This window comes from Rhodanobacter hydrolyticus, from assembly GCF_044904645.1.
The window spans coordinates 3,997,378-4,021,626 of sequence record NZ_JADIKK010000008.1 but is presented as its reverse complement, the minus strand read 5'-3'; the positions used below and the strand labels follow the sequence as shown (position 1 = coordinate 4,021,626).

The following is a 24,249-nucleotide window of genomic DNA, read 5'->3' as shown; positions in this document are numbered from 1 at the left end:
TCGGCAACATTCCCGCGAACACCCTCCCCCTCACCTCGATCCTCTCCCTGGCGCGGAGAGGAAGAAAGGCTAAGCTTGCGCATCGCGCTACACTTGAACGCTTTCCCGGCGCGGCTCCACGTCCACGCCCCCAGCGCCTGCGTGCCCATGTCCGCTCCGATCCCGCATCCCCCGCTCCCCTCCTCACCGAAGCAACGCCGCTACTGGACGCCACCGCACGGTTCGTCGCGCGCCCTGTTGCTGGCGGAAGCCGCACGTTCGCACGAGGGCCTGTTGGTGGCGGTGACGCGCGACACCCAGCGCGCCTCGGCACTCGAGGACGAGTTGCGCATCTTCGCCGGCGACCTGCCGGTGCTGCATTTCCCGGACTGGGAAACCCTGCCCTACGACGCCTTCAGCCCACACCCGGAGATCGTCTCGCAGCGCATCGCCACGCTGTACCGCCTGCCCGGCGTGAAGCGCGGCGTACTGGTGGTGCCGGTGGCCACGCTGATGCAACGCATCGCGCCACGCTCGCACATCACCGGCTCCGGCCTGGCGGTGGCGAAGGGACAGAAGTTCGATCTCGCCGCCGAACAGCGCCGGCTGGAAGCTGTCGGTTATCGCAACGTGCCGCAGGTAGCTGAACCCGGCGATTTCGCCGTGCGCGGTGCCTTGATCGATATCTTTCCGATGGGAGCGGCCGAGCCTTATCGCGTCGAGCTGTTCGACGACGAGGTGGAGTCGATCCGCAGCTTCGACCCGGAAACCCAACGCTCCGCACAGCCGGTAGAGAAGGTGGAGCTGTTGCCGGCACGCGAGTTCCCGCTCACCGAGCAGGCCGCCAAGGATTTCCGCAGCGCCTTGCGCGAGCGCTTTCCCATCGACGTGCGCCGTTGCCCGCTGTACCAGGACATGAAGGAAGGCGTGACGCCAGGCGGCATCGAGTACTACCTGCCGCTGTTCTTCCCGATGAAGAGTCCGCGCACGGATGTGCGGGGTGTTGCGGAAGGTCCGCTTACGGGTACCGCTACGCTTTTCGACTACCTCGCCGACGACGCCCTCATCGTATTGGGCGAAGGTTCGGGCGAAGCCAGCAAAGGGTTCTGGACGCAAACCGGCGAGCGCTACGACCAGCGCGCCCACGACATCGAGCGCCCCGTGTTGCCACCGGGTGAGCTTTACCTCTCGCCCGAGCAATTGCGCGAGCAGCTCAACAAGCGCCTGCGTGTGGAGATGGTGGACAGCGGCCATGCACACGCGGTGGATGCCGGCACGCAACCCGCGCCGGAGCTGCCGTTGAGCCGCAAGGGCGAGGAGCCTGGCACTTCGCTGCGGCATTTCCTCGAAAGCTATCGCGGTCGAGTACTGGTAGCTGCAGATTCGGCGGGCCGGCGCGAGGCGTTGCTGGAAACCTTGGCGGGCGCAGGACTCAAGCCGGCGCAGACTGAAAACTGGCAGCGCTTCATCTCGCCACAGCCAGGTAGTCCGGAAGAAAAGTTCGCCATCACCATCGCCCCGCTGGAACAGGGTTTCGCGCTCAAACAACCCATCCTCACCGTGCTCACCGAGCGCGAACTGTTCGGTGAGCGCGTGCGCAGCGAGCGGCGCCGGCGGCGCGGTGCGGCGCGCGATCCCGACACCATCATCCGCGACCTCACCGAGCTTTCCATCGGCTCGCCCATCGTGCACGTGGACCACGGCGTGGGCCGCTACCAGGGCCTGCTGTCGATGGAGCTGGGCGGCATGGAGGGCGAGTTCCTGGTCATCGAGTACGCCAAGGGCGACAAGCTCTACGTGCCGGTGGCCCAGCTCGGCCTGGTCAGCCGCTACAGCGGCACCGCGCCGGAGCTGGCGCCTATGCACTCGCTGGGCGGCGACGCGTGGGAACGCGCGCGCAAGAAAGCCGCCGAGAAGGTGCGCGACGTGGCTGCGGAACTGCTGGCCATCTACGCGCAGCGCGAAGCGCGCGGCGGCGTGTCGCTGCCCATCGACCGCCTGCTGGTCGAGGAGTTCGGCGCCAGCTTCCCGTTCGAGGAAACGCCCGATCAGGAACAGGCGATCGCCGCCGTGCTCGGCGACCTCGCCGCGCCACGCGCGATGGATCGCGTGATCTGCGGCGATGTCGGCTTCGGCAAGACCGAAGTGGCGCTGCGCGCCGCCTTCGCCGCCGCCACCGCGGGCAAGCAGGTAGCGGTGCTGGTGCCCACCACCCTGCTCGCCCAGCAGCACTACCGCAACTTCGCCGACCGTTTCGCCGACTGGCCGGTGAAGGTGGACGTGCTCTCGCGCTTCAAATCCACCAAGGAAGTGAACGACGCACTCAAGCGCCTCGCCGACGGCCAGATCGACGTGATCGTGGGCACGCACAAGCTGCTGCAGCCCGACATCAAGTTCAAAAACCTCGGGCTCGTCGTGGTGGACGAAGAGCAGCGCTTCGGCGTGCGCCAGAAGGAACAGCTGAAGAAGCTGCGCGCGGAAGTCGACCTGCTCACCATGACCGCCACGCCGATCCCGCGCACGCTGAACATGGCGATGAGCGGGCTGCGCGACCTCTCGCTGATCACCACGCCGCCCGCGCACCGCATGGCCGTGCGCACCTTCATCTCGGCGTGGGACCCCGCCACCATCCGCGAGGCGTTCCAGCGCGAGCTGCAGCGCGGCGGCCAGGTGTATTTCCTGCACAACGAAGTGGAGAGCATCGAGCGCACCGCGCGCGAGCTGGAGGAGCTGATCCCCGACGCGCGCATCGGCGTGGCACACGGCCAGATGGCCGAGCGCGAACTGGAACGCGTGATGGCGGACTTCCACCGCCAGCGCTTCAACGTGCTGGTGTGCACCACCATCATCGAGACCGGCATCGACATCCCCACCGCCAACACCATCATCATCGACCGCGCCGACCGTTTCGGCCTCGCGCAGCTGCACCAGCTGCGCGGCCGGGTGGGCCGTTCGCACCACCGCGCCTACGCCTACCTGATCGTGCCCGACCGCAAGTCGATCACCACCGACGCGGAGAAACGGCTGGAGGCGCTGGCTTCGCTGGAAGAACTCGGCGCCGGCTTCACCCTCGCCACGCACGACCTGGAGATCCGCGGCGCGGGCGAGCTGCTGGGCGACGAGCAGTCCGGCCAGATCCAGGAAATCGGCTTCGGCCTCTACACCGAGCTGCTCGACCGCGCCGTGCGCGCGCTAAAGAGCGGCAAAGTGCCCGACTTCGACCTGTCCAGCGAACACGAGACCGAGGTCGAGCTGCACCTGCCTGCGCTGATCCCCGACGACTACCTGCCCGACGTGCACACGCGTCTGACGCTGTACAAGCGCATCGCTAGCGCGCGCAACGAGGACGCGCTGCGCGACCTGCAGGTGGAGATGATCGACCGCTTCGGCCTGCTGCCCGAACCGAGCAAGACCCTGTTCGCGCTGTCCAGCCTCAAGCTGATGGCGACGCCATTGGGCATACGCAAGCTCGATTTCGGCCCGAACGGCGGCCGCATCGTGTTCCGCGACAAGCCCGAGGTCGATCCGATGGCGATCATCAAGCTGATCCAGAGCCTGCCGCGCGTGTACAAGCTGGACGGTCAGGACAAGCTGCGCGTCACCCTCGACCTCCCCGGTGCCAGCGAACGCATCCGCAGCGCGCAGGAAGTCCTGATATTGCTGGGAGCACGGCGCCCGGGTTGAGCGCGCGTCGGGCACATCACGCGATCCGCGTGACAGCTGTCAGTGGCGCGACCCTCGCGTCCATCAAACAATGGCCCATCTCGCCGGGAGCACAAGCCATGCAGGGGAAACCGCGGTTCGGCATCGACGCACCTACCCTGGTGCTCGGCTTCGCCATTGGCGGCCCTTTGCTGCTCGTGCTGGGTTGCGTCGGCAATCGCGTGCTGCCGTCTGCGCTGGCGGGGACGATGATCGGCACCGGCGCCGTGATGGCCACCGAAGCAGTACTGATGACTTTGAGCAGCCTGTACGGCAAACGCATCCTGCTGCGGCGGATGGTCGATGCGCTCGGCCTGCACGGCGACGAAAAAGCGCTGGACGTGGGTTGCGGACGCGGCATGCTGCTGCTTGAGACCGCCAGCCGCCTGCCACGCGGTCGGGTCACCGGGCTGGATCTGTGGAGCACGCGCGACCAGAGTGGCAATGCCGCCGAAGCCACCGCGCGCAATGCCGAACTGGCCGGTCTGCGCGAGCGCGTGCAGATCGACACCGGCGACATGCGCCACCTGCCCTATGCCGACGCGAGCTTCGACGTGATCGTCTCAAGCCTTGCCATCCACAACCTGCCCACCGAAACCGACCGCGAACAGGCAGTGCACGAAATCGCCCGCTTGCTCAAACCCGGTGGCCAACTCGCCCTGCTCGACTTTCGCCACACCGCCCACTATGTGCAGGCGCTGCGTGAAGCGGGCTTGGACACGCGGCGCTCGTGGCCGCAGTTCCTGATGTTCCCGTGGGTGTGGGTCGTGCGCGGACGCAAGGCCTGACCCTGACGTCCGCGCCACGGCCACCTACTTCGCCGGCTTGCGGAAGCGGTAGATGAACTGGTCGGTATGGCCACGTATCGACGGATCAAACACCTTCGCAGTGTGCGAATCGGCCGGATTGCGCAGGGCATCGCTCTCGCCATCGAATACGAAGCCGGCCGACTCGACTTCCTTCTTCACCACGGCCGGATCGATGCGATGCAGGGTATCGGTATCGGCCAGGCCGGAGCCGGCCGGCGCAACGTGGTCGATCACCACGAACACGCCACCGGGCTTGAGCGCGTCGTAGACCAGCTTGTCGAACTTCGCCATGTCCACCGGACCCATGAACGCGTCGTGGTAGTCATGGTAGTTCTGCACGGTGAACACCAGATCCACCTTGGCTGGCGCACTGAGTTCGGCCGCAGGTTGTTTGAGCAGGCTCACGTTGCCGTAATGCGCAGTGGCGACCAGCTTCTGCCAGCTCGCGTAGCTCTTGGCCGAGTGCTTCCACATCTCGTCCGGCCACACGGTATAGACCCGCCCCGCCGGCCCCACGATGGCACTGAACACGCGTGTCCAATAACCGCTACCGGGGGCGAGTTCCAGCACTTTTTGACCGGGCTTCACCTCGGCAAACGCCATGACCGCGGCCATCTGGCGGCGCGCGTCGTCGTCGCGGTCACTTCCCCGCGCTGGATCGTTCATCGCGGTGATGACGTAAGCAGGCGCGGTCTGGCCAGGCGGCGCGCCTGGCATGGCCAATGCTGCAGCCGGAAGGGCGAACGCAAGCAGAGAGGCAAGGATGGTCGGGCGCATGGCTAAACTCCGCTTTTGGCGAAAGGAAGGCTCATTGTGCGCTGATCGCCACGCGCGGCGCGCCATGACTAATGGCGCAAGGCGGCTCCAGGCAATTGTGTACACAGTGTGAATAAAGGTAAAGTGCAGACGACGGCCAAACAGGGGGCGCCGAGGAAAAACATGTACATGCCACTGACCCGCTTCGCAGTGGAACGCGAAGTACGAAGGGTTACAGGGATGCTTGTCGGGAAGAAGACGCCAGCGTTACAGGCGCCGCAACGTTCACCCGTATCAATACCTGCCTTGGTGTCGTGGTGCTCTGAAACGCACTCGCGCCGTGCCGACGAAGAGGCACGACGCGCGTTGCTCTGCGAAACCGGCTGACGCTAAGGCTCGTCACTGCGTCCGCGCGGTGGTGGATAGCTGTCGCGCTGTCAGCAGGTTGCGGATCACTCGCAGCTTCGCCTTGAGCTCGGCCTCGTTGACCGGGCCCAGCCGCAGCATCAGCTTCTGCCCTACCGACAACGATTCCAGGGCGGGATCGACGTAGGTGTAGCGCCCGTTCGCAAGCTGCAGTGCAGGCGGCTGCGCCAGCGAAGGCGCGGCCAGCATGTCGTCTATGGCTGCGATCAGGCGGTCGTTGAAATAAGCCTTGGGATAGCCCAGTTCCCGGTACGCCTGCTGGAACAGCGGGTAGCTATGCGCATACCACGTAACGAGTGCCTGTGAATCGGCGCGCCGTACGACCGCCATGTAAGGCGCATAGCGCCCGGTGTTGCGCGCGTCGGCGGCAAGGATTCCTTGCGTTTTTCCGGTCATGAACGCGCCCTGCGGTGTGCGCAGCGGCAGGATGGATGCGCTGCCCAGTTCGTGGCGCGGCAACGCGTCCACCGTGGCCACGATATGGTTCACGATCTGCTGCGGCAGCAACAGGTCCTTCAGCCGGTCGCCTCCGAGTGTCCGTAACGCCGAAGCCACGTTTGCGTCGCTGTCGTCCAGCGCAGGCAACGGCGCGGTGGAGGTGGAGGCAGGCACCGAGGCTTGCGCAATCGGATGATGGGTGCTGGCGGCCACGGCCGGCGATGCCGTACCCGCAGGCGCAGCCGCGGTGGATGCCGGAGCGGGAACCGTATCCGGGCGCGTCGCTCGCCACGTGACGTAGGCAGCCACAGCAACGACGCACGCCGCCACTGTCACTGCCGGCACCCAGCGGCGCCCACCCGATCTGCGCTTGTACGCCACCATTCACCTCCACGCTTCGCCTCAACAGGGGTTCGACTCGCGCACTGGCAAATCGTTCAGTGGCCCGGCTCAGACTTTCAGGCGATAGCCTGTCCTGAAAATCCACCACACCACGACCAGGCACAACGCGAGAAAACCCAGCGTAGCAGCGAGGCTGATCCCTACGCCCACGTCGGCCAGATTGTAAAAGCTCCAGCGGAAACCCGAGATCAGGTACACCACGGGGTTGAACAGCGTCACCTTCTGCCAGAACGGCGGCAACATGTGGATGGAATAGAAGCTGCCGCCCAAGAAAGTCAGCGGAGTGATCACCATCAGCGGCACCACCTGCAGCTTCTCGAAGTTGTCCGCCCAGATGCCGATGATGAAGCCGAGCAGGCTGAAGGTGACCGTGGTGAGCAGCAGGAAGGCCACCATCACCAGCGGATGCGCGATGGAGTAGTCCACGAAGATGCGCGCCGTGGCAAGGATGATCAGGCCCACCATGATCGCCTTGGTAGCCGCTGCCCCCACGTAACCCAGCACGATCTCCAGGAAGGACAACGGCGCGGAATGCACCTCATAGATGGTGCCCACGAACTTGGGGAAGTAGATGCCGAAGGAAGCATTGGACACGCTCTGCATCAGCAGCGACAGCATCACCAGGCCGGGGATGATGAAGGCCGCGTAGCTGACGCCTTCCACGCTGGTGATGCGCGAGCCGATCGCCGAGCCGAACACCACGAAATACAGCGAAGTGGATACCACCGGCGAAGCGACGCTCTGCATCAAGGTGCGCGCAGTTCGGGCCATTTCGAAACGGTAGATCGCGCGGATGCCGTACCAGTTCATGCGCCCTCCTTCACCAGCTGCAGGAAGATCTGCTCCAGCGTGTCCTGCCGCGTGCTGAGGTCGCGGAAGCGGATGCCGGCCGCGGCCAAGTCGGCCAGCAACCCGGTGATGCCGGTGCGTTCGCCCTGTGTGTCGTAGTTGTAGACCAGCTCGTTGCCGCCGGCAGCCAGTTCCAGATGGTGGGACGCCAGCGCAGCCGGCACCGCATCCAGCGGGTCATGCAGTTGCAAGCGCAGCTGCTTGCGACCCAGCTTGTGCATCAACGCGGCCTTCTCCTCCACCAGCACCAGCTCGCCCTTGTTGATCACGCCCACGCGATGGGCCATCTCCTCGGCCTCCTCGATGTAGTGCGTGGTCAGCACGATGGTGACGCCGCTCTCGCGCAGCCGCCGCACCATCGCCCACATGTCGCGACGCAGCTCCACGTCCACGCCAGCGGTAGGTTCGTCGAGGAACAGCAGCTGCGGCTCGTGCGACAAGGCCTTGGCGATCATCACGCGCCGCTTCATGCCGCCGGAGAGCATCAGCATCTTGTTGTCGCGCTTGTCCCACAACGACAGCTCTTTCAGCAGCCGCTCGATGTAGGCGTCGTCCGGTGCCTTGCCGAACAGACCACGGCTGAAGCGCACCGTGTTCCACACTGTCTCGAACGCATCGGTCTTCAGCTCCTGCGGCACCAGACCGATCAGCGAGCGGGTGGCGCGCCAGTCGCGCACCACGTCATGGCCGTCCACGGTGATGCTGCCGGCGCCCAGGTTGACGATGCCGCAGATGATGCTGATCAACGTGGTCTTGCCGGCGCCATTGGGGCCCAGCAGGGCGAAGATTTCGCCGCGGCGGATCTCGAGATCGATGCGTTTCAGCGCCTGGAAACCGCCCGGATAGACCTTGTCCACCCCGCGCACGACAAGGATGTCGTCGTCCGCCGTTCGTGCCACTGCATTCATGCACGTCTCCTGTGTTCGCTGACCGCCAATGGCAGCCAAGGGCCTGAAATACTAAACCAATAAGTTCTGAAATCAACCGATTGATGTCGCGCAACTGCGAGCGCTTTCATAAATATGAAGTTTAACTTTGCAGTTTTCCTGCCTATGCCCTACCATGCGCGACATGAAGATCGTCCGCCACGACCCGCGCATTGCCCAGGCCCAGGCCACCGCGCGCGAACTGCGCGCACTGGTCGGCAAGCTGAAGCGCCAGCTGCGCGAAAAGGTGGGCATCGAGGGGCTCACGCTTTCGCAGGTCACCGTATTGATCCACCTGGAACGCAAGGGCAGCGCCACGGTCAGCGAGCTGGCGCGCACCGAAAACGTCCGGCCGCAATCGATGGGCGCCACAGTGGCCGGCTTGCAGGCGCTGGCCCTGCTCGAGGGTGCGGCAGACCCGGGCGACGGACGGCGCACCCTGCTCTCGCTGACCAAGCTGGCGCACGAAAAGATCCGCGCCATCCGGACAGCCCGCGAGGACTGGCTGTTCCATGCCATCCGCGAGCGCTTCAACGCCAACGAACAGGACGCCCTCGCGCGCGGCGTCGAGCTGCTCAAGCGGTTGGCCGAAGGCTGAGCCCCATTCCTCTTTCCACACGACAAGGTTCCCCCCATGGCATTGACCACGCTCGATCCCAAGACCGCACTGATCGTCATCGACATCCAGAAAGGCATCGTGCAATTGCCTTGCGCCTATCCCATGGCCGAGGTGATCGACCGTGTGGTTGAGATCACGCAAGCCTTCCGCAAGCACAACGCCCCCGTGGTGCTGGTGAACGTGGCCGGTGTCGCACCAGGCCGCAACGAACAGCCGAAGCGGATGGGCGACCTGCCGGCGGATTGGGCCGAGCTGGTGCCCGAGCTGGAGGTGCAGGCAAGCGACCATCGGGTCACCAAGCGCACCTGGGGCGCGTTCACGCACACTAACCTGCACGAACACCTGCAGGAGCACGGTGTGACGCAGGTGGTGATCGTGGGCGTGGCCACCAGCATCGGCGTGGAATCCACGGCACGCCAGGCTTCCGAACTCGGCTACAACGTCACGCTCGCCATCGACGCGATGAACGACCTCAATGCCGAGGCGCATACGAACAGCGTGACGCGCATCTTCACGCGGCTGGGCGAAACCGGCAGCACGGCCGAGATCATCGCCCTGCTCGCCAGCACGCACGGCTGAACCGAGGATCGTTCCATGCCCTGGCTCCCTTTCTTGTCGTGGTTCTTCGGCGGCGCATTGCTCGCCAACGCCGTGCCTCACGTGGTCAGCGGCCTGATGGGGCGCGCGTTCCAGAGTCCCTTCGCCAAGCCCCCTGGCGAAGGACTCTCGTCCTCGACCACGAACGTGTGCTGGGGCTATCTGAATCTCGCGCTGGGCTATCTGCTGCTGGCGCACGTCGGCCACTTCGACGTGCAGAGCATCCCTTGCGTGGGCACGGCGTTTGCGGGCGCGTTGCTGTTGAGCGTGTTGATGGCACGCCACTTCGGCCGCTTCCATGGCGGCAATGCACCGGAGCGCCGGTGAGCGCGAACGGTTTCGGCATGTTCGGCTCGCTGCGCATCTGGAACTACCGCATGTGGGCCGGCGGCGCGCTGGTGTCCAACGTCGGTACATGGATGCAGCGCGTGGCACAGGACTGGCTGGTGCTCACCATCCTTACCCACCGCAATGCCAGCGCGGTGGGCGTGGTCATGGCCCTGCAGTTCGGTCCGCAGCTGCTGCTGTTGCCGTGGAGCGGCTACGCTGCCGACCGGCTCGACCGCCGCAAGCTGCTGATCGGCACGCAGGCCGCACTTGGCCTGCTGGCTTTGGGCCTAGGCCTGGTGACGGTCACCGGCGTGGTCACGTTGTGGCAGGTCTATGTGTTCGCCTTTTTGCTCGGCTGCGTCTCCGCATTCGATGCGCCGGTGCGGCAAGTCTTCGTCAACGAGCTGGTGGGCGACGAATACCTTGCCAACGCCGTATCGCTCAACTCCACTTCGTTCAATGCCGCGCGCATGATCGGGCCGGCCGTTGCCGGCCTGCTGATCGCCGCCGTGGGTTGCGGCTGGGTGTTCCTTATTAACTCCGTTTCGTTCGCCGGCGTGCTGGCTTCGCTGATGCTGCTGCGCGTGGACCAGTTGCACGGCAGCGAACGAAGGTCACGCAAGGTCGGCGGTATCGCGGAAGGCTTCCGTTACGTGTGGCAGCGGCCCGACCTGATGGCTGTGCTGGTCATGCTGTTCCTGATCGGCACGTTCGGCCTCAACTTCCCGATCTTCATCTCGACCATGTCGCTCACCGCCTTCCACGGCGGCGCCGGACAATACGGCCTGCTCACCTCGGCATTCGCAGTCGGATCGGTAGTGGGTGCGCTGTATTCCGCCTATCGCAGCCAACCGGGCATGTCCGTGCTCTGCGCGGCCGCGGCTGTGTTCGGCGTGGGCTGCATGCTAGCGGCGCTGGCGCCGAACGAAGGACTGTTCGCGGCGGCCTTGGTGCTGACCGGCCTCTCCGCATTGATGTTCGCCACCGGCACCAACAGCCTGATGCAGCTCACCACGGCAGCGGCCATGCGCGGCCGCGTGATGGCCCTGCGCATCGCCGTCGCCATGGGCGGCACACCGATCGGCGCGCCCATCGTCGGCTGGATCGCCGACCACTTCGGCCCACGTTGGGCACTCGGCGTTGGTGCGGCATCAGGCCTTGCCGCGATGCTGGTGGCGCTGCGCTACATGGCTGGCCCGCGGGGACGGCTGGCGGAAGCCTGATCCCCAGTTACGCATAAGGCAACCTAAAAGTTGCATTTCTTCGAACGTGGCCGCAATATGCAACTACAAAGTTGCATTTATCCACTTCGGAGAATCTGTATGAACGCGATCACCGACCGCATCGAACGACAGATCCTGCTGCAGGCTACGCGCGACAAGGTCTGGCATGCGCTGGTCGATGCCGAAAGCTTTGGCGACTGGTTCGGCATGAAGCTGAAAGGCCAGCGCTTCGTCGCCGGCGAGACCACCAGCGGTCACCTCACCTATCCCGGCTACGAACACCTGCTGTGCGAATTGCAGGTGGAACGCGTCGAGCCCAAGCACCTGTTCTCGTACCGCTGGCATCCCTATGCCATCGACCCCAACGGCAACTATGCGCACGAACCGACCACGCTGGTGGAATTCGTGCTCGAGGACCACGCCGATGGCACCCTGCTGCGTCTGGTCGAATCCGGTTTCGACCATATCCCGCTGTCACGCCGCAGCGAGGCCTATCGCATGAACAGCGGCGGCTGGGACGCGCAGATGCAGAACATCCAGCGCTATCTGGACGGGCGCTGAGCAACGTGGCAAAGAAAAACCCCTGGCAGGACAGCGCGCCGGTGTTCGCTGCGTTGGGCGATGCCACCCGGCTGAAACTGCTTGCCGCGCTGTGCGCCGGCGGCGCGCTGTCCATCGCGCAGCTCACCACGGGCACAGCGATCACCCGCCAGGCCGTCACCAAGCACTTGCTGGTGCTGGCCGACGCCGGGCTGGTGCACGACAGCTGGCAGGGACGCGAGCGACTGTGGGAACTGGAACCGTCACGACTGGACGAAGCGCGCCGCTCGCTGGATGCGATCGCTGCGCAATGGGATCAGGCGCTTGCGCGCCTGAAACATTTTGTCGAACGCTAGAGCCCGTTCTTGATCTTCCTATGGCCCACGCCGAAGCTGTTTGCGCGCAGATCTAAGGAAGAATGCAGGCAGGCAACACAGGAGAGAGTCCACGGATGGACTCGGCTTTGCGGAGCTTAAGAAGCGAACGCCCACCCGCGGCCGAGCAATGACGCAGGAATGCGGGCAAACAGATCTGGCCCGGTGAGTTGCCTCGCCATGGCCACCATGCGGCGGCACATGGCTTGACCTGCCAACCAGACAGGCGCTGCGCACGCGCGGCCACCTGGCGGCCACGGCAAGGCAACACGGATCATGGGAGATCGCGAACAGGCTCCTGGGCTTCGAATCACGCCGCCTCGGGGCAATGCTCCATCACCTGCCGCACCTCGCATTCGAGGTCCCAATCGTCGCCGTGCACCGCGAGGAAACGGCGGGTGATTTCCAGTGCCTCGTCCATCGAGGCGGCCTGCAGCATGGCGTAGCCGGCAACCACTTCCTTCGCCTCGGTGAAGGGGCCATCCATCACGGTCTGCCGGCCGCGCGACAGGCGCACGCGCTTGCCTTCGGCCGTGGGTTGCAGGCCGGCAGTGTCCAGCAGCGAGCCAGCCGCGCTCAGTTCGGTCATCAGCTTGCCCATGTCTTCCATCAGCTGCGCACTGGGTCGCTGACCGGCACGCTCGTTGATTCGCACCATCGAAAGGAATCGCATCTTGTCTTCTCCATGTGGGTTTCGACACCGCACCAGAACGGTGTTCGCAGATGCGACGAATAACGTGGCGACGGTTCGACAAGCGCACGGGAGATCGCGCCAACCGCTTGCCTCAAATGAGAATAAATATCATTATTCAATGGTACTTCCCCGGGCAAATCGGAATGCGCTTCAACGACTTCATGCACCGCTACGGCACGCCGCTCACCGCAGGCCTGTTCACCGTTTCCGCCGTCTCGGGCGTGGCCTTGTTCTTCCACTGGGCACCGCGCAGCTTCCATGCGATGCACGAATGGCTGAGCGTGGTGCTGCTGGCACCGTTCGCTTTGCATCTGACGAAGAACTGGAAGCCGCTGCTGGCCTATGCCAAGCGCAAGACCCTGCTGGTTCCGCTGGCGTTGTCGCTGGTCGCAGCGGTGCCATTCGCATTGACCGCGGGCAAGGGCCGCCCTGCCAATCCCGCCACCCAGACCGTGACCCTGATGACACAAGCCAGCGTGGCCGACCTTGCCCCGGTGCTGCAGGCGACGCCGGACGAACTGCTGCGCCATCTGCAGCAGCAGGGCTACAAGGCGGGCTCGACCAGCGATTCGGTGGCCGCCATCGCGGCGGCTTCGCACGCCAACGCCAGTGATGTGCTGTACGCATTGCTGCCGGCGCGACGCGGCGGCAAACCCGCCGGCAACTAGGCCACTCCTCGATCAAGCCCTGGATCGCCCTGGCCAGCATGCGCCAGGGCTTTTCTACTTGACATCATGTAAAAAATATTGAACATTGAGTCTACAAAAACGAACCCAAAGGGGGATTTATGTCATCGTTCGAAAAGCGCGCCTGGCTGGCCCTGTGGAGCCAGTGCCCGCCTTACCTCGTCTATTTCGTGATCCAGGGCGTCTGGCCGAACTGGCTGACGACGTTTCTTGAGCGCATCGCCTGCCTTGCCGTCGTCGCCAGCGTGCATGCCATCGCCTATGTAACCGGTCTGCTGGTGATGAAGTGGCAGGAGCGCGGCGAGCCGCTGCTACTGGACGAACGCGATCGCGCCATCGACGGGCACGCCACCCGCATCGCCTACTTCGTGATGCTGACCGGCATGATCGTCGTCGGCGTGGTGATGCCCTTCAGCGACACGGGCTGGAAGATCACTAATACCGCGCTGTTCGCCATCGTGCTGGCCGAGACGGTGCGCTATGCGCTGATCGCGACGGGCTACCGCCGGAGGCCGCGCCTTGCCCACTGAATCGCTCACCAACGAGGTGCGCCTGTTGCGCTTCCTTGCGCAGGACATGACGCAAGCCGAGTTGGGCAAACGCGTAGGCCTCACGCGGCAGACCATTGCCGCCATCGAGCAGGGCCGCTACTCGCCTTCGCTGGAAGTGGCGTTCCGCATCGCCGACGTATTCGGCAAGCGGCTGGACGAGGTGTTCCACTGGAACCCGGGCGGCGCGGCCGAAACCGGCGACGCGACGTGAGCGATCACTTCGTACGGCTGTATTCCAGCCTGACCGTGAGCATCTCCTTGCCGTCGTGGCGCTCGTAGTAGGCATAGCTGAAATGATCGGCATCGCTGGCTTCGAGCACTTCGCGCACGGGCACCGGCGCGCCGCCGTGCGCGCCTGACATCGCTCCGCGGAACGTGCAGTTGCGGCCGTCGGCGCTGCAATCGCCGTGCGCGATCACCACGCCGCCGAAGTTCACGTCCATCCACAGGCTGTCGTAACGGCTGGCCGCATCGTCGTAGCCGAGATAGCCCAAACCGTGGAAAGGCTTGGTCGAGGCGATGGCCAGATCCTGCCGCAGATGGCGACCTTCAAGCACGGACGTGAAAACGGCCGAACCGGTATCGATGGCCGGCGCCTTTGCCGCGTCGCTCCAGAAGGATTGGCGCACGTTCCAGTTTCCCACCAGCCAATTCAGGCCGTGGGCAGCTGGCGCAGGCTGCTGCGCAACCGCTGCAAATGGCGCCGCGCCGGTGATCGCAACCACTGCGATGAAGGCGGACAAAGAGCGGAAGAGACTGCGCTGACGCATTGGGGAATCCTGCGATGAAGGTGGCGCCAGCGTGCGCGTACCTACCGGCTGCGTCCATGACCTCGCAGGTCAAGTCACGGCGATTTCCTCTCGCGCCAACCGGGCGCATACCGCCGCGGTATGCGCGTCCGCCGGGAACGCACTTTCGATGCGCAGTTCCTGCAACGTCACGTCATGCGGCATCGAGAAGGTGGTGATGGTTTCGAAAAAGCGCAGCTCGCCCGCGCGACTGCGGAATTCCAGCGTGAGTACCGGCGCGGGCAACTCGCCGTCGTGCAGCGCGCCCAGCGCAGGCACGTCCGGGTAGCGCGCGATCTCGCCCAGCAGCCGACGCGGCACGGGGTCGGTGGGCGCAGCCGCGATCTGCGCATGCAGGTGGTGCAGGAACTTCTCCGCCACCGCGGGCCAGTTGACGATCACCGGGCGGAAGTCCTCGGGGTCGAACACCTGGTGCAGCAGATTGGCGTGGCGGCTTTCGCGCCCGTCCATCAGCAGCCGGTTCACGCGCATCGCGGCGCCATTGGCCATCAACACGTTCCATTGCCGGTCGAGCACGAAGGCGGGATACGGTTCCTGCTGCGCAAGGATCAGCTCCACCGCATGCCGCATGCGTTCAAGGGCAGGCGCCGCCCATTCCCGCTCCGGATATTCCGGTGCGTAGCCAGCGGCAAGCAACATCGCGTTACGCGCACGCAGCGGCATGTCCAGCGTGGCCGCGATGCGACCCAGCGCTTCGCGGCTGGGCTTGGCCTTGCCGGTCTCGATGCAACTGAGGTGGCGCGTGGACATCTCCGCCGCCAGCGCCAGGTCGAGCTGGCTCTGCTTGCGCAATGCGCGCCACTCGCGCAGGAGCTGGCCCAGTGGTGCCGGCGAAGCGGCGGAAGTCGCAAACACGAGGCTCTATTTCCGCGCGGCGATGATCTGGTCGAGGTAGTCCGGCGCACCGGCGATGCGCTCAAGATGAGGATATTGCAGGCCGCCGTGATAGTTCACGGGCACGGTTTGCAGGCTGCCCTGGAATTTCAGCAGCAGCTCGATCGGCGCCTGGCCGGTCTTGGCGGCGGCAATCGCCTCCTTCAGCACTTCGCGCGAATAGGCCTTACCGTTCACCGCCACCACGGCGGCGCCGGTGCTCACGCCAGCCTTGAACGCAGGGCCGCCCCAGCGCACGTCGTTGATCGCGCCATCGTCGGTGAGCGTCATGCCGATCGACCACGCGAAGTTGTAGATGTGACGCGGCGATTCCGGGCGGCTGTCGTACTGCTTTTCGAATTCGCTGGGCTTGTCGGTATAGACCAGCTTCCAGCCGGCGCCGGCAAGGCCGTCCACCAGTGGCGGATTCACCACGGCGACGCGCGCGCGCAGAAAACTCGCCCAGTCGTACTTCGCCACGCCGCCCAAGGTCGCGGCCACGTCGTCGAAGGTATAGGTCTTCGTGACGAAACTGCCGTTGTCCACGCCGAAGAAGGCCTGCGCGAAATCGTCCAGCGATTTCTTCCCGCCCGTGAGCTCGCGCAGCTTGGCGTCCACCGCCAGCCACATCATCTGACCGCCGCTGTAGTAATCCTCGCTCATCTGCCAGCTGCGGTACGGCAACGCGGAACGATGCGCGGCGGTGGCGTCGTTGGTGGTGTCCTCCAGCGTGCGCCACTGGAAACCGGGACGATTGCGCTCGTAGTTGGCGGCGTCCATCGCCAGCGCATCGCGGAACTGTTCGGGCGTCCACAGCCCGGAACGTGCGGTGAGCACGAAACCCCAGTACTGCGTCTGCCCCTCGTACACCCACAGCAGCGAGTCACCCATCGGCACGTTGAAGTTCGGCGTCCACAGGTCGGCCGGGCGGCGGAACTTGCCGTTCCACGAATGCGTGTACTCATGCGCCAGCAGATCGCGACCCGGCGCGTCGTCGGACCATGCAGTGAAGTAGTCCGCACCCAGGCCGTTCTCGCTGGATTGATGGTGTTCGAGGCCGTTGCCGGACATCACGTCGGACAGCGAGAACAGGAAGTCGTAGTGGTCGTAATGGTGCGAGCCGAACAGCTTGACCGCCTGCGTTACCAAGGCGCGGTGCTGCGCGACCTGCCCGGGGGTCATCTCCAGGTACTTCGGTGCATCGGCCACGATGTCCAGGTGCACCGACGCCTTGTCGCCCGGGTTCAGGTCCACGCGCTTGAAATAGCGCCCCGCATAGATCGGCGAATCGACCAGCGTGTTGTAAGTGATCGGCTTGAACGTGGTGTCGTCGCCCGACTGCGCAGCCGTCTCCAGCGCGCTGCCGAACTGCCAGCCCTGCGGCAGGCTCACGCTGGGTTCGACATGGATGTCACGGGTGTAGTAACCGGCCGGATACAGGGACATCTTGTCCCACTCCAGCATCAGCATGCTGCCGGTCATCTCGTAGCTGCCGTCGTCGCGCGGCGAGAGGTACTGGAAGTCCGCATCCAGGCTGCTGGCGCCGGCGGGCACATCGAGATGGAAGGCAAAGACGTCGTACTTGTCGCGCGTCCACGCCACCGGCTTGCCATTGGCGCTGAGCTTCAGCCCCGCCAGCATCGCGACGGGACCGCTGGGCGAATGGTTGCCGGGGATCCACTCCGGGTACAGCAAGGTGAGCTTGCCGGCCTGCACCGGTATCGTCTCATGCACGCGGAAGATGCCCTGCCGCGTGTCACTGGCATCGACATGGATGGCGATGGTGCCGGGGTACGGCGTGTCCTGCGGCACCGGCACCTGCGTGCTGGACGACACCTGCGCGGAAGCCGCGCTGGCAGCAAGCGCCAGCGATACGGCGAGGGCGAGGCGTGCGGCGGCATGCGGTTTTGCGGGCATGGCGAAGGACATGGCAGATACCTGCGGCAAAGGTGATTTCCAAACTTATCACCACCACCGAGTCCCGCGAGGGTGCCAAGCGGCACGGGTGACGCCTGTGCCACGATGACATGCATCACTCCGGAGCCTGTCGGACGGCTCTCAACCAGGAATCCCAGCATGAGCATCGCCATCCAACCGCAGGACGTCGTCCATTTCTGGCGTGAGGCCGGACCGGACAAATGGTTTGCCAGGGACGACGCCTTCGACCGCGCCTTCATCGAGCGTTTCCAGGCCACGCACATGGCTGCCGCACGGCGCGAGCTGGATGGCTGGATGGACCATGGCGATGGCGCGCTGGCGCTGCTGATCCTGCTCGACCAGTTTCCGCGCAATGCCTTCCGCGGCACAGCGCACATGTTCGCCACCGATCCGCTGGCGCTGGCCTTCGCGCGGCAGGCGGTGGCGCGCGGCGACGACCGCACGGTGGATGCCGCGCTGCGCGTGTTCTTCTACCTGCCGTTCGAGCACAGCGAAGTGCTGGCCGACCAGGAGTGCGCAATGACGTTGTGCAAAGGACTGGGCGATTACGCCAGGTATGCAGCCATTCATCGCGACGTGATCGCCCGGTTCGGCCGCTTCCCGCATCGCAATGCGGCGCTCGGCCGCGAAACCACGAACGAGGAACAAGCGTTCCTCGATGCAGGCGGCTTCGCCGGTTGAGCAGGAGCGCGCCCTGCGCGTGAATGCCCCGGCTTCGATCAGCGCATAAGGCATTCGCGCAGGGGTGCGCTCTACAGTGGGCGTCAGGCCAGCTTGCGCGCTGCCGCCACCACGTCCGCATCGCCCGGGAGCACCAGGAAGGCCGCGCCGGCCAAAGGCGTGAAGGTGTCGGCGCCCACCACGCGCTCCAGCGGCGTGGCGCCGCAGCCAGATTCGACGATGGCGGTGATGACGCCCTCGCCCACGCCTGCGCTCTTGCGGCCCTCGTCCAGCACGATGATGCGTTTGGCGCCCTTCGCCTGCGCCGCGATGAAGGTGTCGTTGAGCGGTGCCAACCAGCGCAGGTCGACCACGCGTACCTTCCACTTCAGTTCCTGCTCGATGGTGCGCGCAGCACGCAACGCCATCGGCACGCCGTTGCCGAAGGTGAACACCACCAGATCGTTCGCCCCCTCGCCGTAGACGCGGCCCTCGCCCAGCGTCATCGCTTCGCCCGGCGCGGGATAGGCGAACTGCCACTGGCCGTCGCCGGCTTCGTACAGGTCCTTGGTCATGTACAGCGCGATGGGTTCGAGGAAGGCGCAGACGCGGCCGTCCACCTTGGCCAGCGCGGTGAGCGTACGCAACATGGTCGCCGCGTCGTCGCCACGCGAAGCACAACCGACCACGAGGCCCGGGATGTCACGCAGCGCGGCGATCGAGTTGTCGTTGTGGAAGTGGCCGCCGAAGCCGCGCTGGTAGCCCAGCGAAGCCACGCGCATCACCAGCGGGTTGCGGTACTGGTCGTTGGAGAAGAACTGCAGGCTGGCCGCCTCGCCGCGGATCTGGTCGCCCGCGTTGTGGAAATAGGCGAGGTACTGGATCTCCGGGATCGGCAGCATACCCATGTTGGCGTAACCCTGGGCAAGACCGAGGATGACCGTCTCGTCCAGCAGCGTGTTGAACACGCGCGTGTTCTTGAATGCCTTGTGCAGACCCTTGGTCACCGTGTACACGCCGCCTTTCTGCGCCACGTCCTCGCCGAACAGCAGCGACTCGGGATATTTCGCCATGACGTCGTGCAGCGCCTGGCCGATCTGGATGGCCAGATGACGCGGCGGCTGGTTTTCCGGCAGCTTCGCCTCGCCGCCGAAGGCCTTGAGGCGCGCTTCGCTGTAATCGGCGCGCACGGCTTCGGCCTTCACCGCAGCCGGCGTGTATGGTGCGAGCGGCTTCATCACGTCGTCCAGGCGCTCCAGCTTCGGGCGGCGGTCGGCTTCCTCCGCCGCGGCGAAACAGCGCTTGCGGATGGTCTCGTTGAGTTCGAGCAGCGAGTCCTTGGTGTACAGGCCCGACTCCAGCGCGATGGCCGCCGAACGCAGCAACGGATCGGTGGCTTCCAGCGCCACCAGTTCCTCGATGCTGCGCCACTCGATCTCGAAGTCGGTGCCCGCGTGGCCCATGATGCGGGTGGTCCTGACGTGCAGGAAGGTGGGCCGGCGCGTGCTGCGGCAATGCTCCACCGCGCGCTGCACCTGCGCGTAGCCTTCGGCGAGATCCAGGCCGTCGGCGAAGAAATAATCGAGGTCGGCACGACGCTGGAAGTTGTTCGCCACCCAGCCGGTCGGCGTCTTCACCGAGATACCGATACCGTTGTCCTCGCAGACGAACAGCACCGGCGCGGGCAGCTTCTGGTAGGCCGTCCACGCTGCGGCGTTGAATGCGGTCTGCGCGGTGGCGTGGTTGCTGGAGGCGTCGCCGAACGAGCAGATGGCGATGGAATCGTCCGGAATCGGCAGCGTGTGGCCAATGCGCTTCGCGTGGTCGATGGCGACCGCGGTACCCAGCGCCTTCGGCAGGTGCGAGGCGATGGTGGAGGTTTGCGGCAACACCCACAACGGCTTGCTGCCCCACACCTTGTGGCGACCGCCGGAGGCCGGATCGTCCTTGCTGGCCGCAAACGACAGCGCCGAGTCCACCACCGGATCCATGCCGGGCAGCTTGCGGAAGCGCTCGGCCATAAAGCCGCCGCTGCGGTAGTGCAGGAAGGCCGGATCGGTGTGGCGCGTCAGCCGCGCCACCATCGCGTTGCCTTCGTGCCCGCTCGAACCGATGGTGTAGAACACCTTGTTCTGCACGCGCAGCACGCGCGCCATCAGGTCGAGATGGCGCGAGATCAGCTGCGACTCCAGCAGCTCGCGGAAACCGCGCGCGTCGAGCGCACTGCCCGGCAACACCGGTGCGTCGTCGTGCGGCGCGGCACGTACCTCGCCTCGCCATTCGTTGACGAACTCGGTGAAATTCTGGTCGACGATCTCGGCACGGTTGAAGCCCTTGTGGCGGGCGGCGATGGGAGTGGGCGTGGTGGTCATGGCGTCTCGTCAACGGATGGCCGCATGCGCGGCAGACAGGTAAACATGGCAATACCCCTTTCCCCTCCGGGGAGAGGGCTGGGGTGAGGGGTCAATCTTGCGACACGGTCAGCGCCGTGCATGCTTCGTGGCAACGTCATCGCGAGCACCCGCCCCTCACCTCAATCCTCTCCCCGATGGGGAGAGGAGGCAAAAGCCCGCAACAGTTTCGCTCGCAGCACGTCTTTCTCGCGACCAAAACTTTCGAACAGGCGAATCTGATCCGCGACTGAAGGTACCGGCACGGCAAGGCCATTGAGTCCCACCAGGATCAGCCGGCCGGGCGACACCGGCTGCCAGCCTTCGCCCTGGTTCAGTTCGAGGCCACCCATGACTTCCACCGGCATGCCGGGAAAGTCGAAGCGGGCGAACTGCGAGCGGAAACGACCGTCGTCGGCCGGTGCATGCGTGGCGTCGCGGCGATCGGTCCACAGCGTCGCCAGCATGTCGGCATCGGCGCGCGCGACCAGCACGTCGATGTCGGCCACGCTTACGTCGGCGCCCACCAGGCGCGCTGCCGCACTGCCGATCAGGCACCACGGCTCGGCGCAATGCACGTGCAGGTCGGGCAGCAGTTCGGTGAGTGCGACGAACAATGCGGGCGGGATGTGGCTCATGCGCGGCGACGCAACCAGGCTTCGCGGCTCTGGCCCCATATCTCGACCGACAACTCGTGGAATGGCTCGGGCAAATGTCCCGGCCTGAGCAGGCTCGAACCCAACCGCCCGGCGACATGCTGCGAAGCGGTGTTGCCCGGCACGATGGTGTGGATCACTTCGCTCCAGCCCAGTTGCGCGAAGGCCCAGTCGATCGCGACGGTCGCGCCTTCGGTCGCATAGCCTTTGCCCCAGGCCTCGCGCAGCAGACCCCAGCCCACTTCGGTGCCCGGCCAACCCTCGGGACACCATGGCCCCAGCCGGCCGATCCAGTGGCCGCTCGCCTTCTCGATCACCGAGAACATGCCATACCCCTGCATCGCCCACGCACCGGCCATCGAAAGAAAACCGCGCCAGGCCACGGCGCGCGGCTGCGGACCGCCGATGTGGCGGGAATTCTCTTCGTCGCCCATCAGCACGGCCCAGCCTTCGAAATCCTCAGGCTGGGTGGGACGCAGGATCAGTCGTTCGGTTTCGATGCGAATGTCTTGCCAGTTCATGCGATTCCCGCCAACTGGGTTCGGGCTGCTTTGGCGTCCTTCCAGCGAAGGCCAGAATCCAGCGCCTCATGACTGGATTGAAGCCACCGGATCCCGGCCTTCGCCGGGATGACGAACGTGTGGGATGCCGCGAGGCTGATCCTCAGAACGCGTTGATGCCCGTCAGCTCGCGCCCCACCACCAACTCGTGCACCGTCTCGGTACCCTCGTAGGTGATGACCGACTCCAGGTTCAGCGCGTGGCGGATCGCGCCGTGCTCGGTGGTGATGCCCGCGCCGCCGAGGATGTCGCGACACTGGCGCGCGATGTCGATGGCCATGCGGCAGTTGTTCCACTTGGCCAGCGAGACCTGGGTGGGCTGCATGGCGCCCGCGTCCTTCAGGCGACCCAGCTGCAGCGAGAGCAGCTGCGCGGTGGTGATGCGGCGGGCCATGTCGGCAAGCTTGAGCTGGATCGCCTGGTTGGCGGCCAGCGGGCGACCGAACAGCATGCGTTCGGCGGTGTAGTCGATGACTTCCTTCAGGCAGGCCTGCGCGGCACCGATCGGGCCCCAGGTGATGCCGTAGCGCGCCTGCGTGAGGCAACCCAGCGGACCTTTCAGGCCCTTCACGTTGGGCAGGCGATTGGCGTCCGGCACGCGCACATTGTCGAGGAACAGCGCGCTGGTGACCGAGGCGCGCAGGCTCATCTTCTTGTGGATCTGCTGGGCGGTGAAGCCCTTCGTGTCGGTCGGCACGATGAAGCCCTGGATGCCGTCCTCGGTCTGCGCCCATACCACGGCGATCTGCGCGAGGTTGCCGTTGGTGATCCACATCTTGGCGCCGTTGATGACCCAGTCGCCGCCGTCCTTCTTCGCGTGGGTCTTCATGTTGGCCGGATCGGAACCGCCGTGCGGCTCGGTGAGGCCGAAGCAGCCGATGATCTCGCCCGCCGCCATCTTCGGCAGGTATTCCATCCTCTGCTCTTCGCTGCCGTAGGCGTAGATCGGGTACATCACCAGCGAGCTCTGCACCGAGGCGAAGCTGCGCAGGCCCGAATCGCCGCGCTCCAACTCCTGGCAGATCAGGCCGTAGCTCACGCCGCTCATGCCGGCGCAACCGTATTTTTCGGGGATGGTCGCGCCAAGCAGGCCCAGGCTGGCGATCTCCGGAATCAGCTCGCTGGGGAAGCGCGCCTGGTCGAAGGCGTCGCCGATGATGGGCAGCACCTTTTCGTCGACGAAACGGCCGACGGTGTCCTGCACCATGCGCTCCTCGTCGGAGAGCAGCGAGCGGACGTCGTACAGGTCGAGCGGATTCAGGCGGACAGCGGCCATGGGCGTTCCAGTGACGGGTGGGGGAAACCGCCGATTCTACCGGGGGCAGCCATGCCGGTCACGGTGGGGCGCCGCAGGAGGCGGCATGCGATCATCTGCAATCCTCTCCCCCCTCCCTCCGGAAACGCCATGCTCAAGGGTGTGCTGCTGGGCTTCGCCTGTTTCGCCGCCTATGCCATCAGCGATGCCTTCGTGAAGGCCGTGCATGGCGCCGTGCCACCCTACGAATCGGTGTTCTTCGGCGGCCTGCTGGGCCTGGCCGCGCTGCCTTTCGTGATGGACAAGGGCGACCGCTGGCACGATGTGTTCGCCGCGCGCCGCCCCGTGCTGTGGTGGGTGCGCGCCTTGGCTGGTGCGGTGAGCAATATCGCCTCGGTCACCGCGTTCACCTTGCTGCCGATGGCCGAGGTGTTCTCGATGATCTTCCTGATGCCGATCTTCGTGACCATCCTCTCGGTGCTGCTCCTGAAGGAGCACGTGGGCTGGCGGCGCTGGACGGCGGTGTTCGTGGGCTTCGCCGGCGTGCTGGTGGTGCTGCGCCCGGGCTTTCGCGTGCTGGGGCTGGGGCATCTGGCCGCCATCGTCTGCGGCATCGCCGCCGCCTTGTCGGTGGTGGCGCTGCGGATGGCAGGCAGCGAGGAAAAGCGTGTGAGTCTGTACGGCGCCGGCACCATCGGCCCGCTGGTGGCTGGTGGCGTGCTGATGGTGCCGCACTTCGTCTGGCCCGGCCTGCAGCAGTCCCTGCTGCTCGCCGGCTATGGCCTGCTCGCCGCGCTGGCCGGCGTGCTGTTGATGCATGCCACCCTGCTCGCGCCCGCCAACCGCGTCGCCCCCACCCAATACAGCCAGATGCTGTGGGCCATCGCGTTCGGCTACTGGTTTTTCGGCGACCATCTCGACTGGCCCATGCTGGCCGGCATCGTGATGATCCTCGGCGCGGGCCTGTTCACCCTGGTGCGCGAAGAGAAGATGACGGGTTGGTGGAAGCGCGCACGGCTGTTGTGAAGAGTGCGACCAAGGATGACCGCCCGTTTGATCTTCGCGTTCATGGACGAACGCACAGAATGATGCAGTGATCCCGCAGCACTTTACGTTTCGTAACAGCGTTGCAGCCATGACTTGCGACATACGGCGTCAACTTTTTGCGTAACCATCCGTTGTGTGTGGAACGACCGCCTTCGCGATG

At 65.4% G+C, this 24,249-nt stretch carries 25 protein-coding genes; 13 read left to right on the top strand and 12 right to left on the bottom strand.

Translation table 11 applies throughout. The annotated features are described in order from the left end of the window. The first annotated feature begins 147 nt into the window (after positions 1-147). Together mfd and ISP25_RS20505 are read left to right on the top strand one after the other, a co-directional pair. On the top strand, positions 148-3,663 hold the full coding sequence (mfd, locus tag ISP25_RS20510; RefSeq protein ID WP_404616218.1) for a transcription-repair coupling factor: 3,516 nt from the start codon (positions 148-150) through the stop codon (positions 3,661-3,663). 98 nt (positions 3,664-3,761) lie between these two features. Beyond that, entirely contained in the window at positions 3,762-4,469 is a 708-nt protein-coding gene (locus ISP25_RS20505) for a class I SAM-dependent methyltransferase (RefSeq protein ID WP_404616217.1), read from the top strand. Positions 4,470-4,493: 24 nt separating this feature from the next. Here the strand turns inward: ISP25_RS20505 and ISP25_RS20500 are convergent, their stop codons facing one another. From ISP25_RS20500 to ISP25_RS20485, 4 genes are all read right to left on the bottom strand, one after another. After that, the gene (locus ISP25_RS20500; RefSeq protein WP_404616216.1) at positions 4,494-5,267 is read right to left on the bottom strand and encodes a class I SAM-dependent methyltransferase; all 774 of its coding nucleotides are present in this window, start codon (positions 5,265-5,267) and stop codon (positions 4,494-4,496) included. Between the two features lie 378 nt (positions 5,268-5,645). Next, positions 5,646-6,323 carry a DUF3014 domain-containing protein gene (locus tag ISP25_RS20495; protein ID WP_404616215.1) on the bottom strand — a complete coding sequence of 226 codons (678 nt, stop codon included), beginning with the start codon at positions 6,321-6,323 and terminating at the stop codon, positions 5,646-5,648. Between the two features lie 237 nt (positions 6,324-6,560). Continuing rightward, positions 6,561-7,322 carry an ABC transporter permease gene (locus ISP25_RS20490; protein ID WP_404616214.1) on the bottom strand — a complete coding sequence of 254 codons (762 nt, stop codon included), beginning with the start codon at positions 7,320-7,322 and terminating at the stop codon, positions 6,561-6,563. Further along, positions 7,319-8,269, bottom strand: a complete 951-nt coding sequence (locus ISP25_RS20485; protein ID WP_404616213.1) for an ABC transporter ATP-binding protein — start codon at positions 8,267-8,269, stop codon at positions 7,319-7,321. Before ISP25_RS20485 ends, ISP25_RS20490 begins: the two co-directional genes overlap by 4 nt. A gap of 163 nt (positions 8,270-8,432) precedes the next feature. Here ISP25_RS20485 and ISP25_RS20480 point away from each other — a divergent pair, with 163 nt between their 5' ends. The 6 genes from ISP25_RS20480 to ISP25_RS20455 all read left to right on the top strand — a co-directional run bounded on the left by ISP25_RS20480 (position 8,433) and on the right by ISP25_RS20455 (position 11,952). Next, positions 8,433-8,885, top strand: a complete 453-nt coding sequence (locus tag ISP25_RS20480) for a MarR family winged helix-turn-helix transcriptional regulator (protein ID WP_404616212.1) — start codon at positions 8,433-8,435, stop codon at positions 8,883-8,885. A 36-nt stretch (positions 8,886-8,921) separates the two neighbouring features. After that, positions 8,922-9,485 carry an isochorismatase family protein gene (locus tag ISP25_RS20475; RefSeq protein WP_404616211.1) on the top strand — a complete coding sequence of 188 codons (564 nt, stop codon included), beginning with the start codon at positions 8,922-8,924 and terminating at the stop codon, positions 9,483-9,485. Positions 9,486-9,500: 15 nt separating this feature from the next. Continuing rightward, on the top strand, positions 9,501-9,830 hold the full coding sequence (locus ISP25_RS20470; protein ID WP_404616210.1) for a hypothetical protein: 330 nt from the start codon (positions 9,501-9,503) through the stop codon (positions 9,828-9,830). Continuing rightward, entirely contained in the window at positions 9,827-11,056 is a 1,230-nt protein-coding gene (locus tag ISP25_RS20465) for an MFS transporter (protein WP_404616209.1), read from the top strand. The genes ISP25_RS20470 and ISP25_RS20465 overlap by 4 nt, the downstream gene beginning before the upstream one ends. 99 nt (positions 11,057-11,155) lie before the next feature. Then, complete coding sequence (locus ISP25_RS20460; protein ID WP_404616208.1) at positions 11,156-11,617, top strand: SRPBCC family protein; 462 nt, start codon at positions 11,156-11,158, stop codon at positions 11,615-11,617. A gap of 5 nt (positions 11,618-11,622) precedes the next feature. After that, positions 11,623-11,952, top strand: a complete 330-nt coding sequence (locus ISP25_RS20455) for an ArsR/SmtB family transcription factor (RefSeq protein ID WP_404616207.1) — start codon at positions 11,623-11,625, stop codon at positions 11,950-11,952. 328 nt (positions 11,953-12,280) lie between these two features. Here ISP25_RS20455 and ISP25_RS20450 read toward each other — a convergent pair whose 3' ends face one another. Next, on the bottom strand, positions 12,281-12,643 hold the full coding sequence (locus ISP25_RS20450; RefSeq protein ID WP_404616206.1) for a YciI family protein: 363 nt from the start codon (positions 12,641-12,643) through the stop codon (positions 12,281-12,283). A gap of 164 nt (positions 12,644-12,807) precedes the next feature. Here ISP25_RS20450 and ISP25_RS20445 point away from each other — a divergent pair, with 164 nt between their 5' ends. The 3 genes from ISP25_RS20445 (at position 12,808) to ISP25_RS20435 (ending at position 14,112) form a co-directional block, all read left to right on the top strand. Next, the gene (locus ISP25_RS20445) at positions 12,808-13,332 is read left to right on the top strand and encodes a DUF4405 domain-containing protein (RefSeq protein WP_404616205.1); all 525 of its coding nucleotides are present in this window, start codon (positions 12,808-12,810) and stop codon (positions 13,330-13,332) included. A 119-nt stretch (positions 13,333-13,451) separates the two neighbouring features. Next, on the top strand, positions 13,452-13,880 hold the full coding sequence (locus ISP25_RS20440) for a hypothetical protein (RefSeq protein WP_404616204.1): 429 nt from the start codon (positions 13,452-13,454) through the stop codon (positions 13,878-13,880). Next, positions 13,870-14,112: a helix-turn-helix transcriptional regulator gene (locus ISP25_RS20435; RefSeq protein WP_404616203.1), complete on the top strand. Its 243-nt coding sequence runs from the start codon at positions 13,870-13,872 to the stop codon at positions 14,110-14,112. Before ISP25_RS20440 ends, ISP25_RS20435 begins: the two co-directional genes overlap by 11 nt. Before the next feature lie 4 nt (positions 14,113-14,116). On the opposite strand, the gene ISP25_RS20430 is transcribed toward ISP25_RS20435, so the two are convergent. From ISP25_RS20430 to ISP25_RS20420, 3 genes are all read right to left on the bottom strand, one after another. Beyond that, the gene (locus ISP25_RS20430) at positions 14,117-14,671 is read right to left on the bottom strand and encodes a DUF1579 family protein (protein ID WP_192159970.1); all 555 of its coding nucleotides are present in this window, start codon (positions 14,669-14,671) and stop codon (positions 14,117-14,119) included. 69 nt (positions 14,672-14,740) lie between these two features. Beyond that, entirely contained in the window at positions 14,741-15,565 is an 825-nt protein-coding gene (locus ISP25_RS20425) for a helix-turn-helix domain-containing protein (protein ID WP_343227595.1), read from the bottom strand. A gap of 6 nt (positions 15,566-15,571) precedes the next feature. Further along, the gene (locus tag ISP25_RS20420) at positions 15,572-17,512 is read right to left on the bottom strand and encodes a M61 family metallopeptidase (protein ID WP_404616202.1); all 1,941 of its coding nucleotides are present in this window, start codon (positions 17,510-17,512) and stop codon (positions 15,572-15,574) included. Between the two features lie 147 nt (positions 17,513-17,659). Between ISP25_RS20420 and ISP25_RS20415 the strand changes: the two genes are divergently transcribed. Then, the gene (locus ISP25_RS20415) at positions 17,660-18,202 is read left to right on the top strand and encodes a DUF924 family protein (protein ID WP_404616201.1); all 543 of its coding nucleotides are present in this window, start codon (positions 17,660-17,662) and stop codon (positions 18,200-18,202) included. An 83-nt stretch (positions 18,203-18,285) separates the two neighbouring features. Here ISP25_RS20415 and ISP25_RS20410 read toward each other — a convergent pair whose 3' ends face one another. The 4 genes from ISP25_RS20410 to ISP25_RS20395 form a co-directional block, all read right to left on the bottom strand. Beyond that, the gene (locus ISP25_RS20410) at positions 18,286-20,553 is read right to left on the bottom strand and encodes a thiamine pyrophosphate-dependent enzyme (RefSeq protein ID WP_404616200.1); all 2,268 of its coding nucleotides are present in this window, start codon (positions 20,551-20,553) and stop codon (positions 18,286-18,288) included. Positions 20,554-20,714: 161 nt separating this feature from the next. After that, positions 20,715-21,209: a nucleotidyltransferase family protein gene (locus ISP25_RS20405; RefSeq protein ID WP_404616199.1), complete on the bottom strand. Its 495-nt coding sequence runs from the start codon at positions 21,207-21,209 to the stop codon at positions 20,715-20,717. Then, a complete protein-coding gene (locus ISP25_RS20400) occupies positions 21,206-21,748 on the bottom strand; it encodes a GNAT family N-acetyltransferase (RefSeq protein ID WP_404616198.1) in 543 nt (180 codons plus the stop codon). Before ISP25_RS20400 ends, ISP25_RS20405 begins: the two co-directional genes overlap by 4 nt. 142 nt (positions 21,749-21,890) lie before the next feature. Continuing rightward, entirely contained in the window at positions 21,891-23,063 is a 1,173-nt protein-coding gene (locus tag ISP25_RS20395; protein WP_404616197.1) for an acyl-CoA dehydrogenase family protein, read from the bottom strand. 129 nt (positions 23,064-23,192) lie between these two features. On the opposite strand from ISP25_RS20395, the gene ISP25_RS20390 reads away from it, so the two are divergent. Beyond that, positions 23,193-24,068, top strand: coding sequence for a DMT family transporter (locus tag ISP25_RS20390; protein WP_192159981.1), 876 nt, complete (start codon positions 23,193-23,195; stop codon positions 24,066-24,068). The last annotated feature ends 181 nt before the right edge of the window (positions 24,069-24,249 follow it).

What these genes read in the sequence shown, in the direction of transcription:
- mfd (WP_404616218.1), top strand. Translation starts at nt 148, where the DNA reads ATGTCCGCTCCGATCCCGCATCCCCCGCTCCCCTCCTCACCGAAGCAA.
- ISP25_RS20505 (WP_404616217.1), top strand. Translation starts at nt 3,762, where the DNA reads ATGCAGGGGAAACCGCGGTTCGGCATCGACGCACCTACCCTGGTGCTC.
- ISP25_RS20500 (WP_404616216.1), bottom strand. Translation starts at nt 5,267, where the DNA reads ATGCGCCCGACCATCCTTGCCTCTCTGCTTGCGTTCGCCCTTCCGGCT.
- ISP25_RS20490 (WP_404616214.1), bottom strand. Translation starts at nt 7,322, where the DNA reads ATGAACTGGTACGGCATCCGCGCGATCTACCGTTTCGAAATGGCCCGA.
- ISP25_RS20485 (WP_404616213.1), bottom strand. Translation starts at nt 8,269, where the DNA reads ATGAATGCAGTGGCACGAACGGCGGACGACGACATCCTTGTCGTGCGC.
- ISP25_RS20480 (WP_404616212.1), top strand. Translation starts at nt 8,433, where the DNA reads ATGAAGATCGTCCGCCACGACCCGCGCATTGCCCAGGCCCAGGCCACC.
- ISP25_RS20475 (WP_404616211.1), top strand. Translation starts at nt 8,922, where the DNA reads ATGGCATTGACCACGCTCGATCCCAAGACCGCACTGATCGTCATCGAC.
- ISP25_RS20470 (WP_404616210.1), top strand. Translation starts at nt 9,501, where the DNA reads ATGCCCTGGCTCCCTTTCTTGTCGTGGTTCTTCGGCGGCGCATTGCTC.
- ISP25_RS20460 (WP_404616208.1), top strand. Translation starts at nt 11,156, where the DNA reads ATGAACGCGATCACCGACCGCATCGAACGACAGATCCTGCTGCAGGCT.
- ISP25_RS20450 (WP_404616206.1), bottom strand. Translation starts at nt 12,643, where the DNA reads ATGCGATTCCTTTCGATGGTGCGAATCAACGAGCGTGCCGGTCAGCGA.
- ISP25_RS20445 (WP_404616205.1), top strand. Translation starts at nt 12,808, where the DNA reads ATGCGCTTCAACGACTTCATGCACCGCTACGGCACGCCGCTCACCGCA.
- ISP25_RS20440 (WP_404616204.1), top strand. Translation starts at nt 13,452, where the DNA reads ATGTCATCGTTCGAAAAGCGCGCCTGGCTGGCCCTGTGGAGCCAGTGC.
- ISP25_RS20430 (WP_192159970.1), bottom strand. Translation starts at nt 14,671, where the DNA reads ATGCGTCAGCGCAGTCTCTTCCGCTCTTTGTCCGCCTTCATCGCAGTG.
- ISP25_RS20420 (WP_404616202.1), bottom strand. Translation starts at nt 17,512, where the DNA reads ATGTCCTTCGCCATGCCCGCAAAACCGCATGCCGCCGCACGCCTCGCC.
- ISP25_RS20415 (WP_404616201.1), top strand. Translation starts at nt 17,660, where the DNA reads ATGAGCATCGCCATCCAACCGCAGGACGTCGTCCATTTCTGGCGTGAG.
- ISP25_RS20410 (WP_404616200.1), bottom strand. Translation starts at nt 20,553, where the DNA reads ATGACCACCACGCCCACTCCCATCGCCGCCCGCCACAAGGGCTTCAAC.
- ISP25_RS20405 (WP_404616199.1), bottom strand. Translation starts at nt 21,209, where the DNA reads ATGAGCCACATCCCGCCCGCATTGTTCGTCGCACTCACCGAACTGCTG.
- ISP25_RS20400 (WP_404616198.1), bottom strand. Translation starts at nt 21,748, where the DNA reads ATGAACTGGCAAGACATTCGCATCGAAACCGAACGACTGATCCTGCGT.
- ISP25_RS20395 (WP_404616197.1), bottom strand. Translation starts at nt 23,063, where the DNA reads ATGGCCGCTGTCCGCCTGAATCCGCTCGACCTGTACGACGTCCGCTCG.
- ISP25_RS20390 (WP_192159981.1), top strand. Translation starts at nt 23,193, where the DNA reads ATGCTCAAGGGTGTGCTGCTGGGCTTCGCCTGTTTCGCCGCCTATGCC.